Genomic DNA, 13,596 nt, shown 5'->3' with positions numbered 1-13,596 from the left:
GCCGGGTCCACAGGGGACTTGCACCCCCAAGTCATCCGGCCAGCACCACCTGTACCGGAACAGCGCCCGTCAAGGCGCTACGCGCCATGCCTGGCGCACAACAAGAAAGCCCCGCAAAAGCGGGGCCTTCTCTCAGGTGCTGAAGTGAAACAATCAGCTAAGCAGCTTGATCATCACACCTGCAGCCACCGCAGAGCCGATAACACCGGCCACGTTTGGTCCCATAGCGTGCATCAGCAGGAAGTTCTGCGGGTTGGCCTCAAGGCCGACCTTGTTGGATACCCTTGCAGCCATCGGCACCGCAGACACACCAGCGGAACCAATCAGCGGGTTGATAGCTTCCTTGGTGAAGCGGTTCATCAGCTTCGCCATCAGAACACCACACGCAGTACCCACAGCAAAGGCCACAATACCCAGGCCCAGGATACCCAGCGTCTGCGCATCCAGGAACTTGTCAGCCATCAGCTTGGAGCCAACCGACAGGCCCAGGAAAATCGTTGTGATATTGATCAGTGCGTTCTGGGCAGTATCGCTCAGGCGCTCGACCACGCCACACTCGCGCATCAGGTTACCAAAGCAGAACATACCCAGAAGTGGCGCAGCGTCAGGCAGGAACAGAACCACCGCAATCAGTACCACCAGCGGGAACACGATCTTCTCTTTCTTGCTCACCGGGCGGAGCTGGGACATCTTGATGGCCCGCTCTTTCTGGCTGGTCAGCGCCTTCATGATCGGCGGCTGAATCATCGGCACCATCGCCATATAAGCGTAAGCCGAAACTGCAATCGCCCCGAGCAGGTGCGGTGCCAGAACACTGGACACATAAATGGAGGTAGGACCATCCGCACCACCGATAATACCGACTGCGGCGGCTTCAAGGATGGTGAAGTCCAGGATACCCAGCCAATCGAGCAATGCAGCACCCAAAACGGTTCCGAAGATACCGAACTGGGCTGCAGCGCCAAGCAGCATTGTCTTGGGGTTAGCCAATAGCGGACCAAAGTCCGTCATTGCGCCGACACCCATGAAAATCACCAGCGGACCAATGGTGCTACCGATAACCACAGAATAGAAGTTATACAGCATGCCATTGCCATAGCCGAAGTCCTGGGCAATGGCATTTGCCATCGCCATGTCGGAGTAGCTGGCCTCTTTGACCGCCACCTTGAAGGCTTCTTTCAGCTCAGGGGTAATAGCCTGGCCGGCCTGATAAGCAACATCCAGCGGCGCAGCCAGTGCGGCCAGCACCTGCGTAGTGTCGCTCTTCAGGGCGAAATGAATCGCGTTCTCCGCCGCAGTCAGGGCAAGCCCTGCCTCCGGAATATTCGCCAGAATACCGCCGAACCCGATGGGTACCAGCAGCAGCGGCTCGAACCCCTTGCGAATCGCAAGGAACAGAAGAAGAAGGCCGATGGCGATCATGATCACCTGGCCAAGTTCCATATTGAACAGGCCACTACCTGTCCAGAGTGTCATTAATTTATCCATGGAATGCTGGCCCTTATGCGATTGTCAGCATTTCATCATCAGGGGAGACGGCATCACCGACCTTGATGAAGACTTCGCCGATGGTACCGGCTTTCGGTGCCCGAACCTCGGTTTCCATTTTCATGGCTTCGAGAATGATCAGCACATCGCCCTCTTCCACGGCGTCGCCGGGAGATACCAGAACCTTGAAGATATTGCCGCCCAGAGGCGCGACCAGAGGCTCGCCTTCACCCGCAGCCGGTGCAGGCGCGGAAGAGGAAGCAGCAGGTGCGGATGCAGCACCACCTTCACCCTGAATCTGGCTGATTTCACCGCCTTCGGACACCGCAACAACATACTTCTTGCCATTAACATCGACCGTGTAGGTTTCCGGGCCTTCAGCTTTCTTGGCAGGTGCTGCGTCTTCAGCAGTCGGAACCGGCTCAAATGCATCCGGGTTGTTACGGTTTTCCAGGAACTTCAGGCCGATCTGCGGGAACAGTGCGTAGGTCAGCACGTCGTCCTCAACATTGTCGGCCAGCTTGATGCCCTTCTCTTCCGCCAGCTTCTTCAGCTCGTCGGTCAGCTTGTCCATTTCCGGCTCAAGCACATCGGCCGGACGACAGGTCATCACTTCCTTGCCATCCAGAACGCGCTCCTGCAGCTCCTTATTCATGGCCGCCGGCGCAGCGCCGTACTCGCCCTTGAGGATGGCGGAGGTTTCCTTGGAGATGGACTTGTAACGCTCACCGGTCAGAACGTTCAGTACCGCCTGGGTACCCACGATCTGGGAAGTCGGAGTGACCAGCGGAATGAAGCCCAGGTCTTCGCGAACCTTGGGAATTTCATCCAGAACTTCGTCGAACTTGTCGCTCGCGTTCTGCTCTCGCAGCTGGTTTTCCATGTTGGTCAGCATGCCGCCCGGTACCTGGGCGATCAGGATGCGGGAATCGGTGCCACGCAGGCTGCCTTCAAATTTCGCGTACTTCTTACGCACCTGGCGGAAATAGCTGGCGATTTCCTCAAGCAGGGTCAAGTCCAGGCCGGTGTCTCGGTCTGTGCCTTCCAGGATGGCAACAACCGCCTCGGTGGGCGAGTGGCCGTAGGTCATGCTCATGGAGGAAATGGCGGTGTCCACGTTATCGATGCCGGCTTCCGCGGCCTTGATGGCGGTGGCGGTAGACATGCCGGTGGTGGCGTGGCACTGCATATGGATGGGAATATCCAGCTCTTTCTTCAGACGGCTGACCAGATCAAAAGCTACGTAAGGCTTAAGGATACCGGCCATGTCCTTGATGGCGATGGAGTCCGCGCCCATGTCGGCCACTTCTTTCGCCATTTCAACCCACATTTCGATGGTGTGCACGGGGCTGGTGGTGTAGGCGATGGTGCCCTGGGCATGCTTGCCAGTCTTACGAACGGCCTTGATGGCACGGTCCAGGTTACGCGGATCGTTCATGGCGTCGAAAATCCGGAACACGTCTACGCCGTTCTCGGCAGCACGCTCACAGAAACGGTCGACCACATCATCGGCGTAATGACGGTAACCCAGCAGGTTCTGGCCACGCAGCAGCATTTGCTGTTGGGTGTTAGGCATGGCCTTTTTCAGTTCACGGATGCGCTCCCAGGGATCTTCGCCCAGGTAACGGATGCAGGAGTCGAAGGTAGCTCCGCCCCAGGATTCCAAAGACCAGAAACCAACCTTGTCGAGTTTCTCGGCAATGGGCAGCATGTCGTCAAGCCGCATGCGGGTGGCAAGCAGGGACTGGTGGGCGTCACGCAGGATAACGTCCGTAATCCCCAGCGGTTTCTTTGTGTCAGTCATCGTGTCAGCCTTCTGTTTAAAGGTTCTAATCTATCTGCCAGGTCACTTCTTGTGGCGTGACCGGTATTGTGCAATCGCTTTTTTAATCGCTTCAGCGGTGTCAGGATCAACCGACGATGGCGCCGAAGGCCTTGCACGTGGAGTACGGGCCGGAGCAACGGGTTCAGGCGGGCCGAACCGATGGACCAGTTTTGACATGAGCAGGGTTGCAAACACCAATATGATCAGGAATACGAAGACAAACCCCATGCCTGCGACCATCAGATCGATGGCTTGTGACATTAGCTCACTCATAACAAATAGCTACCTGTATTGAGTTGTTGATTTTCCCGAGCCCTTGGCCAGGCCTCGCCAGGAGCGTGGTTTTACCAGCCATTCGGACAGTTCGGGGGGCAAAATCCCGCGTAATTTACCGTTTTCCGACTCACTGAGCAACCTAATTGGCGGTTTCAATAGGTGGTTTCCGAGCTCTCTGGCCCGTACTGACGGGCCTGGAGTGGGCAAAAATCATTCTCATTCATGCATACCGCACACGCATTTTCCGGCCCTTTATACGCCCCTGCTCCAACCTTTTCAGAGCCGTGGCGGCTGATGCCTTCTCCACTGCCACAAAACACTGAAAATCGAATAGATCGATCTTGCCTACAACGGCCCCGGGCAGCCCAGCCTCACCGGTCAGCGCACCAAGCACATCTCCTGGCCGGACTTTGTCTTTGCGCCCACCCGCTATACACAGGGTTCTCATCGCCGGCTCCAGCGGCTGCAACGCAGTTTTCAGCAGCTTGTCTGTATCCCCCCAGGTCACGGCTTGCTTACGCCCGGATTCCAGCCGGTTAATCTTATGGGCCTGCGACGGGGTGCAGAAGGTGACCGCCAGCCCCTGCTCCCCGGCCCGGCCGGTTCGACCGACTCGGTGAGTATGTACTTCCGGGTCCCTGGCCGGCTCCACATTAACCACTAACGGCAAAGATTTTATATCCAGACCGCGGGCCGCCACATCGGTCGCCACGAGCACGGAACAGCTCTGGTTGCCGAAACGAACCAGAACACTGTCACGATCCCTCTGCTCCAGATCACCGTGAAGCGGGAGCGCCGCAAACCCGAGGCCGTTCAGCTCATTGGCGACATCATCACATTGCTGTTTCGTGGTGCAGAAGGCAATGCAGGACGCTGGTTGGTGTAACGACAATAGCGCCGCGACGGCCTGGACTTGCTGCCCGGGTGCGATCTCGTAGAATCGCTCGGTAATATCGGATTCAACAGCCTGACTCTCAATCCGGACGTCAGCCGGCGTATGCTGATATTGCTCGCTCAACTTGCGGATATTCTCGGGCCACGTCGCCGAGAACATCAGGGTCTGCCGTTTTGCGGGCGCCTGGCTGATGATGTCTTCCACCGCGTCCTGGAACCCCATATCCAGCATCCGGTCCGCCTCATCCAGGATGAGGGTTGTGAGCTGGTCCAGCTTCAGAGTGCCCTTTCGTAAATGATCCTGAATGCGCCCTGGAGTACCCACCACAATATGAGCGCCGTGGCTGAGGGAGCCAATCTGGGGGCCGATAGCCACGCCACCACACAGTGACAGAATCTTTACGTTGTCACGGGCCCTTGCCAGCTCACGCAGCGACTTCGACACCTGGTCCGCCAGTTCACGTGTGGGACAAAGTACCAGCCCCTGCACCGAAAAGCGTCGCGGATTCAGCCTTTCCACCAGGCCAATGCCAAACGCCGCCGTCTTGCCGCTTCCGGTCTGCGCCATGGCGATCAAGTCCTTACCTGCCATAGCATGAGGCAAGGCGCCGGACTGAATCGGTGTCGGATTTTCAAAGCCAAGCCTCGACAGGTTCGCGAGCATTGGCTCGGAAAGGCCCAACTGACTGAATGACGGCATAAAAGAAATTCCCGGGGGCAAATGGATAAATAAAGGATGGGTTCGACCAGCAGCGCTGCGGGCGTATACTTGGGGCCAAGTTTACCAGAAATTGCAGACACTCACGGAGCCGTTCATGCCATCACTACAGGATCAGTTGTTGAAAGCCGGCCTGGCCGACGAGAAAAAGGCCAAAGCCATTCGCAACGAGAAACATAAAAAACGCAAACAACAGCCCAAGGGAGCGGTTGAGGTCAATGAAGCGGAGATTCGTGCCCGTCAGGCACGGGAAGAGAAAGCAGAACGGGATCGGCAATTAAACCTTGAGCGCCAGAAGCAGGCTGAGAAAAAGGCCATCCAGGCCCAGATTCGGCAACTGGTGGAAACCAATCGTCTTGATCGCTCGCGAGGTGAGACCTCTTATCAGTTTGTCCACGACAAGAAAATCAAGAAGCTCTTTGTGGACGACACCATGGTGGATCAACTGTCACGGGGAAGGCTGGCTATTGTCTTCGTGAACGACGCCTACGAAGTGGTAGCCGAGGGCGTAGCCCGCAAGATCATGGAGCGGGACGAAAGTGCCGTGGTGGTGTTGCATGACCGCAAGAGTGACGATCAGGGGGATGATGACCCTTATGCCGGATATGAGATCCCCGACGATCTAATGTGGTAAGGCAACAAAAAGCCCCGCTCTCGGCGGGGCTTTTTGTTTAATATGGCGCGGCTGGGAGGATTCGAACCTCCGACCGCCTGGTTCGTAGCCAGGTACTCTATCCAGCTGAGCTACAGCCGCTAAAAACAGTGCCTACTGAAAATGGCGAACTTGGTATAAGTGGCGCGGCTGGGAGGATTCGAACCTCCGACCGCCTGGTTCGTAGCCAGGTACTCTATCCAGCTGAGCTACAGCCGCGCATTCATACTTCCAGATTCAGCAATGTTCTCTTTCTTCTCCGAAAAGAAATGGCGGAGAGGGAGGGATTCGAACCCTCGATACGCGCAATGCGTATGGCTCCTTAGCAGGGAGCTGGTTTCAGCCACTCACCCACCTCTCCTTGAGAACGGGGCGTATACTACCATAATTTTTCTGATTTCATAGGGTTGACACGAGTTTTTTCGAACCGCGCTCCCATAGGTTCAGAAAAGCCGTTCGGGAGACACAAAAAAGCCGTTCGGGTTTCCCTCGAACGGCTTTTTGTCACTCTCAGCTGTTGCCGGGCTCCGGCTCTTCAGAGCCTTTCTCGCTCTGAATTCGCTGATAGATTTCTTCGCGGTGAACCGCCACTTCTTTGGGGGCGTTTACACCAATGCGAACCTGGTTCCCCTTCACCCCAAGGACGGTTACGGTGATTTCATCACCGACCATCAGGGTTTCGCCAACACGGCGGGTCAATATCAACATGTCCTTTACTCCCTTATCCAGAGCTACCTGTTCCGACAAATGTATACTGCTTACTTTTATAGTGGGATCACTTGCCAATCAAAAGCCGCACAATCACTTATACGTACTTATAAAAGCAAAAGCCTGCAAATGATGCCCTTTTTTCGGAAAACCAATGCGAACCGGCTTTTATGTTCGCGTATTTTCAGGCTTCCTCTACCCCGGGCTTGTCCAGTTCGAACGCACTATGCAGTGCCCGAACGGCCAGCTCAAGATATTTTTCGTCAATCACCACGGAGATTTTAATCTCAGACGTGGAGATCATCAGGATATTGATTCCTTCATTAGACAGTGCTGCAAACATTTTAGTTGCAACGCCGGCATGAGACCGCATACCCACACCCACAATACTGACCTTCGCAATCTTGCTGTCGCCGCTAACTTCACGGGCACCCAGTTCGTCGGACACCCGCTGCAGAATGGCCTGGCCACGCTTGAAGTCGTTGCGATGCACGGTGAAGGTGAAATCCGTGCGGTTATCCGCACCCACGTTCTGTACGATCATGTCGACTTCAATGTTGGCATCGCTGATCGGCTGAAGTATACGCAGGGCGCTGCCCGGGGTATCCGGTACACCGGCGATCGTCAGTTTCGCTTCATCACGGTTAAAGGCTATGCCGGAGACAACCGGTTGTTCCATGGCGTTTTCATCCTCAAGTGTAATCAGGGTACCCTCGCCTTCCTCAAAGCTGGAGAGCACCCTTAAAGGAACATTGTATTTGCCTGCAAATTCCACCGAGCGAATCTGAAGAATCTTGGAGCCCAGGCTGGCCATCTCAATCATTTCTTCAAACGTAATTCGCTCCAGCCGGCGCGCGCTGTCCACTACCCGTGGGTCAGTGGTATAGACACCGTCTACATCAGTGTAGATCTGACACTCGTCAGCCTTCAATGCCGCAGCGAGAGCAACAGCAGTAGTATCGGACCCGCCACGACCAAGGGTGGTGATGCTGCCGTTCTCGTCAATGCCCTGGAAACCGGCAACCACAACCACACGACCGGCGTTGAGGTCTTCCCGCATGCGCTGCTCGTCAATCTGCTTGATGCGCGCCTTGGTATGGCTGCTGTCGGTCAGAATTCGAACCTGGGCACCGGTATAAGAGCGCGCATCACAGCCGCGCTTTTGCAACGCCATGGACAACAGAGCAATGGTCACCTGCTCCCCGGTCGAGACCAGCACGTCCATTTCCCGGGGCGTGGGTTCTTCCATGATGTCGTTGGCCAGACCAATAAGACGGTTGGTTTCCCCACTCATGGCAGATACCACAACCACCACGTCATGACCTTCCTTGCGGAAGCGGCATACCTTTTCTGCAACCGCTTCAATCCGTTCTGTGGTGCCCACCGAAGTGCCACCGAATTTTTGAACCAAGAGCGCCATTTCTTTCCCGATACCAAACGTGGACAGACAGCGGGGCAGCGCCCCACCTCAGACGACCAAATGGGCGAGATTATATACACCTGCCCATTTTGGATACAGTTATCTATGCAATATTTTTCTCAACCCAGGCAGGAACACCTGCCAGGGCATCCGCCAGTTTTGATGGGTCGTTTCCGCCACCCTGGGCCATATCTGGACGACCGCCACCTTTACCGTCAACCTGAGCCGCCAGATACTTCATCAAATCTCCGGCCTTGATCCTGCCAGTCGCCGATTTGGTGACACCGGCCACCAGTGTCACTTTGCCGTCTTCAACACTGGCCAGCACCACAACACCCTCGCCCAGCTTGTTCTTGAGTTGGTCGGCGGTTTCCATCAGCGCTTTGCGATCCGCGCCTTCCATTTCAGAGGCCACCACTTTAAGGCCAGCCACATCCACGGCAGAACTGGCCAGATCGCTACCAGCAGAGCTTGCCAGCTTCGCCTGGAGAGCATTGATGTCCTTCTCCAGCTGTCGATTGCGATCCAGCGTCTGCTGAACTTTCTCGACCAGGGACTCACGCGAGCCTTTGACCAGCTTTGCAGCTTCCCGCAGGGTTTGCTCGGTTTCCTCAACCCATTCCAGAGCGCCAAACCCAGTGACGGCTTCGATACGGCGAACGCCCGATGAAATACCGCTCTCCGATGTGATACGGAACAGCCCGATGTCGCCGGTACGCGCCACATGGGTGCCACCGCACAGTTCCACGGAGTATGCGTCAGAGCCCATGCTCAGGACTCGGACGGTATCGCCATACTTTTCACCGAACAGCGCCATGGCACCTTTGGCCTGGGCCTGTTCCATATCGGTGATTTCGGTCTCAACCGGGGTGTTACCCAATATTTGCTCATTAACCTGACGCTCGATTTCCCGCAACTGTTCCGGTGTTACCGCCTCAAAGTGGGAGAAGTCGAACCGCAGTTTGTCAGGATCCACCAGTGAGCCTTTCTGTGTAACGTGCTCGCCCAGCACATTACGGAGCGCGGCATGCATCAGGTGGGTTGCGGAGTGGTTCTTCTTGGTCCGCTCACGACGAGCGTGGTCGATGCGGGCATCCACTTCCAGACCCGGGAACAACTCGCCTTCAATCACGGTACCGATATGCAGGTGATTGCTGCCCTCTTTCTGGGTGTCGATCACCTTGAAGCGGCCACCGCTCCAGGTCAGCAGGCCGGTATCGCCCACCTGACCGCCTGACTCCGCGTAAAACGGCGTGCGTTCCAGCACCAGAACCGCTTCATCGCCGGCTTGGGCCGTTTTCTCTTCACCACCCACTATCACGGTGCGAATGGTTTCGTGGCCGTCGATATGTTCGTAACCGGTAAACTCGGTAGACCCTTCAATGTTCAAACCGGCTGCATTGTAATCCATGCCGAATTTGCTCGCCGCGCGGGCACGCTCGCGCTGGCGCTCCATGGCTTTCTCGTAGCCATCGTAGTCCAGGGTCAGGCCACGCTCACGGGCAATGTCGTTGGTCAGGTCAACCGGGAAACCGTAGGTGTCGTACAGGGTAAAGATGGTTTCGCCCGGAATTTCGGAACTCTTGAGCGCCGCAATGTCCTGTTCAAGCAGGCGCAGGCCTTTGTCCAGAGTCTTGGCAAACTGCTCCTCTTCCTGCAGCAGCACCTTTTCAATCTGCTTGCGGCTGCTGACCAGTTGCGGGAAGGCACCGCCCATCAGCTCAACCAAAGCGCCAGTCAGCTTGTGGAAGAAAGGCTGCGTGGCACCCAGTTTGTTGCCATGGCGCGCAGCCCGGCGAATGATACGGCGCAGTACGAAACCACGCCCTTCGTTGGACGGCATGACACCGTCGGAGATCAGGAAGGCACAGGAGCGGATGTGATCCGCCACCACGCGTAGCGACGCTTCTGTGGTTTCAACGCCGCCAAGGATGTCGGAGGCTGCATTGAGCAGGTCCTGCATCAGGTCAATTTCGTAGTTGCTGTGAACGCCCTGCAGCACCGCGGTGATGCGTTCCAGACCCATACCGGTATCCACCGAGGGCTTGGGCAGGGGCAGCATCTCACCGTCCGCCTGGCGGTTGTACTGCATGAACACCACGTTCCAGATTTCGATGTAGCGGTCACCGTCTTCTTCCGGGCTACCGGGAGGACCACCATCCACATCAGGACCGTGGTCGTAAAAGATTTCGGTACAGGGACCACAGGGACCGGTATCGCCCATTTGCCAGAAGTTGTCAGATGCGTATGGGGCGCCCTTGTTGTCGCCAATCCGCACGATTCGATCTGCCGGAACACCAACTTCCTGATTCCAGATATCAAAGGCTTCGTCGTCGGACGCGTAAACGGTGACCCACAGTTTTTCCTTTGGCAGCTTCAGCCAGTCGTCGCCGGTCAGGAAGGTCCAGGCAAAATTGATGGCTTCACGCTTGAAGTAGTCGCCAAAGCTAAAGTTACCCAACATTTCGAAAAAGGTATGGTGGCGCGCTGTATAGCCTACGTTCTCAAGGTCATTGTGTTTACCACCTGCACGCACGCACTTCTGCGTGGTTGTCGCCCGGCTGTAATCGCGGGCTTCGCGACCCAGGAACACGTCTTTGAACTGGTTCATTCCCGCGTTGGTAAACAACAGGGTCGGGTCGTCCGCCGGCACCAGTGAACTGCTCGGCACAATAGTGTGGCCCTGCTGTTTGAAGTAATCGAGAAACGCCTGTCGCAACTCTGCGGTTTTCATAGCCCTTTGATACCCTTCTATAAACCCGTGCGGGTCCGCGTTTAAAGACACATACTTACATGCGCTTGCAAATCCGCTACTCTAGCACACGCCGAGAACAGGAAAAACGTGAAACATCACAGGAGAAGCCATGCCCCGCCGCTTTCATACCGCTGAGGAACTCCTTCCTCCCGCTGCATTCATCAAGCGACTGATGGCGGTGATTTACGATTCGTTGATCAGCATAGCGGTGCTACTGGTAACTACCTGGATGTACACCCTTGTAGCGGGTTGGGTCACCGGGTGGGACCAATATGAAGCCATGGCGGAAGCGGGGACTCTGAAGGCAGACCCACTGCTCACATTTGTGCTGTTCCTGGCGCTGTATCTGTTCTTTGGATACTTCTGGACCAAAAACGGCCAGACACTCGGCATGCAGGTGTGGCGTATTCGCATTGAAAACCTGGACGGCACGTCCGTGTCCTGGACACAAGCCCTGAAGCGATACGTGGCCGCGGCGGCTATCCTGTTCGTCGCGCTGCTGGGTGCCTATTACCTGAACGCAGCGACTCTCTTCGTGACTATCCCGGCGATCCTGGCGCTGTTCTACCCGATCAATGGGTTGTCGCTGACTGACCGCGCTTCTGGCAGTATCGTTGCCACTGTCCCCAAAGAGACTAAAAAGAAGTAGCTATCCGGCCCTTTTCATCAGTACCGCACCAACCACCGCATTAATCGCGATTGGCAGGACGATTGCCAGCACCGGGTTGAAACCAAACACCAGGCTCATGGGGCCCAGCAGATCCTGCATGTACTTGAACAACAGCCCGACAATCAGGCCCGTAAAAACCCGGAACCCCATGGTAACGGACCGGAGCGGGCCGAAAACGAAAGAGATCGCGACCAGCACCATGACTGCGGTGCCCAGTGGCATAAGCACTTTTTTCCAGAACGCCAACCAGTAGTTGGCGGCATTCAGACCCTGCTCTCCCAGATAGCTCGCGTAGGTATAGAGACCGGAGATCGCAAGGTCCTCCGGCTTTACAATCAGCACACTGAGAACGCTGGGCGACAGACCGGTTTCCCATCGCAGGGCCCGATGGGTTTCCTGGGTGGTTTTTTCACCGCTTAGCCTGGTAGTGGCCACGTTTTCCAACAGCCAGTGATCGCCCTGATAGATCCCTCTTTCAGCGAAACTGGCGGACACCAGCCAACGTTCCTCATCAAATCTGAACAGCGACACCCCGTGCAAGACGCCGTTGGGCTGAACCGCATTCAGATGCATGAACACATCACCCTCCCGGTGCCAGATGCCCGAGGCAGAAGCAATATTTTCACCCGCGCCCTGGGCCACGGTCTTCTGGCTTTGTGCCATCCGCTCAGCCGGTGGCGCGATGTACTCGCCAATCAGCACACCAAGAACCACTACCACCAGGGTCGGCTTCATGGCAGACCAGACAATCCGTTTGAGAGAAACGCCCGCGGCCCGGATAACCGTGAGCTCCGACGAACTCGCCATGGTGCCGAGGCCGACCAGGCACCCCATAAAGGCGCCAAGCGGGAGGTAGTCATAGATGCGCCGCGGCAATGTCATCAGCACATAGAGCAACGCCTGGAGCGTCTGGTAATCGTTTTCCGCGTCGTCCAACTCGGCGATAAATGCGAAGATCAGGTCCAGGGACAGCACCACAAGCATCACCAGGAACATGGCACCACCCACCGTGCTCATCACATAGCGATCGATCTTACGCATGTTGCCGAGCCTCCTTCAGCAGGCGCCGGCGGTAGAGCCAGGCAGGCCCGAACTGCAGCCATAACCCGAGGGCCAGAAACAGGGCGTGCACCCATAGCAACCCGATCCATTCGGGCACCTTGCCGCCTTCAAGGGCATCACGGGCCACGATGAGCAAACCAAGGTAAGTGATATAGACCAGCATGGCCGGCAACAAGTGGAAGAATCGCCCCTGCCGGGGATTCACCCGGCTAAGGCGCACAGCCAGAAGGGTGACAATCGGCACGATGAGCGGCAGTGTGAACCGCCAGTGCAGCATGGCTCGGTGCTCCGGATCATCCGACGCCATCAAGGCGGAGGTCGCAAGCCCTTCCTCCAGCTCTTTCTCACCCGCACTGCCACTGCGGATCTTGAGCCCGTAGGCTTCGAACCCGGTGACGTCGTACGCCAGTTGCCCCGGCAAGCCTTCAAAACGGGCACCATCTTCGAGCACCAGGAAGCGGCTGCCGGTTTGCTCGTCAATAAACTGGGACCCTTCCCGGGCGGTAATGATGGTAAGCCCCTTGCCGTCTTCACTGTGCTCGGCAATGAACACACCCTCAAGCCGACGCTTGTCTTCACTCAGCGCTTCCGTGTAAGTCACACGTTCGCCAGACGACAACGACTGGAAGCGTCCCGGCGCCAACATCTCAAATTCCGTCGCCTGGCGTTGCTCGTTGAAGATCCCCTCGACTTTCTTCATGCCCCAGGGAGACACATAGAGGCTCATGGCCCCCACCACCAACATCACCGGAATACTGCCAAGAAGTGTTTTCATCAACAGCTGCTTGTCGCTCACACCACAGGCAAACAGTACCGTCATTTCACTTTCCAGGTACATGCGCCCGTACGCCAGCAGGATGCCAATGAAAAAGCCCAGGGGCAGGATCAGCTCCAGGAAACCGGGAAAACGGTAAGCCATAATCTGGAACAACACATCGCCCGCCAGCTCACCGGCAGCGGCTTCCGCCAGATACTTGATAAACCGGCCGCTCATGAACACCAGCAACAGAATGCCGGATACAGCAAGCATGCTGATGATCACCTGGCGGGTTAGGTATCGGAAAACGATGCTCAAATCGGTCTCTCAGAGCCGGATGCGACCGGAGTCGATGGAAATCGGGATTCGCC

Annotated in this window: 11 protein-coding genes and 3 tRNA genes; 2 read left to right on the top strand and 12 right to left on the bottom strand. The window is 56.5% G+C overall.

Going from position 1 to position 13,596, the window contains the following annotated elements; translation table 11 throughout:
* Positions 1–153 precede the first annotated feature (153 nt).
* The 4 genes from AXW11_RS03910 to dbpA form a co-directional block, all read right to left on the bottom strand.
* A complete protein-coding gene (locus AXW11_RS03910) occupies positions 154–1,488 on the bottom strand; it encodes a sodium ion-translocating decarboxylase subunit beta (RefSeq protein WP_369810904.1) in 1,335 nt (444 codons plus the stop codon).
* 13 nt (positions 1,489–1,501) lie between these two features.
* Positions 1,502–3,292, bottom strand: coding sequence for a sodium-extruding oxaloacetate decarboxylase subunit alpha (oadA, locus tag AXW11_RS03905; RefSeq protein ID WP_075195257.1), 1,791 nt, complete (start codon positions 3,290–3,292; stop codon positions 1,502–1,504).
* A gap of 42 nt (positions 3,293–3,334) precedes the next feature.
* Positions 3,335–3,586: an OadG family protein gene (locus AXW11_RS03900; protein ID WP_036206745.1), complete on the bottom strand. Its 252-nt coding sequence runs from the start codon at positions 3,584–3,586 to the stop codon at positions 3,335–3,337.
* A 223-nt stretch (positions 3,587–3,809) separates the two neighbouring features.
* Positions 3,810–5,183, bottom strand: coding sequence for an ATP-dependent RNA helicase DbpA (dbpA, locus tag AXW11_RS03895; protein ID WP_041335028.1), 1,374 nt, complete (start codon positions 5,181–5,183; stop codon positions 3,810–3,812).
* A gap of 115 nt (positions 5,184–5,298) precedes the next feature.
* On the opposite strand from dbpA, the gene AXW11_RS03890 reads away from it, so the two are divergent.
* Positions 5,299–5,835 carry a DUF2058 domain-containing protein gene (locus AXW11_RS03890; RefSeq protein ID WP_036206740.1) on the top strand — a complete coding sequence of 179 codons (537 nt, stop codon included), beginning with the start codon at positions 5,299–5,301 and terminating at the stop codon, positions 5,833–5,835.
* A gap of 43 nt (positions 5,836–5,878) precedes the next feature.
* On the opposite strand, the gene AXW11_RS03885 is transcribed toward AXW11_RS03890, so the two are convergent.
* The 6 genes from AXW11_RS03885 to alaS all read right to left on the bottom strand — a co-directional run bounded on the left by AXW11_RS03885 (position 5,879) and on the right by alaS (position 10,715).
* Positions 5,879–5,955, bottom strand: a tRNA-Arg gene (locus AXW11_RS03885).
* Between the two features lie 40 nt (positions 5,956–5,995).
* A tRNA-Arg gene (locus AXW11_RS03880) sits at positions 5,996–6,072 on the bottom strand.
* A gap of 51 nt (positions 6,073–6,123) precedes the next feature.
* Positions 6,124–6,214: transfer RNA gene (locus AXW11_RS03875), tRNA-Ser, on the bottom strand.
* Between the two features lie 149 nt (positions 6,215–6,363).
* Positions 6,364–6,561 carry a carbon storage regulator CsrA gene (gene csrA, locus AXW11_RS03870; protein ID WP_007155535.1) on the bottom strand — a complete coding sequence of 66 codons (198 nt, stop codon included), beginning with the start codon at positions 6,559–6,561 and terminating at the stop codon, positions 6,364–6,366.
* A 184-nt stretch (positions 6,562–6,745) separates the two neighbouring features.
* Positions 6,746–7,981, bottom strand: coding sequence for an aspartate kinase (locus AXW11_RS03865; protein ID WP_075195259.1), 1,236 nt, complete (start codon positions 7,979–7,981; stop codon positions 6,746–6,748).
* Between the two features lie 103 nt (positions 7,982–8,084).
* Positions 8,085–10,715, bottom strand: coding sequence for an alanine--tRNA ligase (alaS, locus tag AXW11_RS03860; protein ID WP_091643910.1), 2,631 nt, complete (start codon positions 10,713–10,715; stop codon positions 8,085–8,087).
* A gap of 130 nt (positions 10,716–10,845) precedes the next feature.
* Between alaS and AXW11_RS03855 the strand changes: the two genes are divergently transcribed.
* Positions 10,846–11,385, top strand: a complete 540-nt coding sequence (locus AXW11_RS03855; RefSeq protein WP_036206731.1) for an RDD family protein — start codon at positions 10,846–10,848, stop codon at positions 11,383–11,385.
* On the opposite strand, the gene lptG is transcribed toward AXW11_RS03855, so the two are convergent.
* Together lptG and lptF are read right to left on the bottom strand one after the other, a co-directional pair.
* Positions 11,386–12,447 (bottom strand): LPS export ABC transporter permease LptG, encoded by a 1,062-nt coding sequence (gene lptG, locus AXW11_RS03850; RefSeq protein ID WP_041335024.1) that lies wholly within the window; start codon positions 12,445–12,447, stop codon positions 11,386–11,388.
* Positions 12,440–13,543, bottom strand: a complete 1,104-nt coding sequence (lptF, locus tag AXW11_RS03845; protein WP_085681073.1) for an LPS export ABC transporter permease LptF — start codon at positions 13,541–13,543, stop codon at positions 12,440–12,442. Before lptF ends, lptG begins: the two co-directional genes overlap by 8 nt.
* Between the last annotated feature and the right edge of the window lie 53 nt (positions 13,544–13,596).

The sequence above is a fragment of the Marinobacter sp. Hex_13 genome, from assembly GCF_001566815.1.
GTDB lineage: Bacteria > Pseudomonadota > Gammaproteobacteria > Pseudomonadales > Oleiphilaceae > Marinobacter > Marinobacter salarius.
This window is presented reverse-complemented; position numbering and strand designations above follow the sequence as displayed.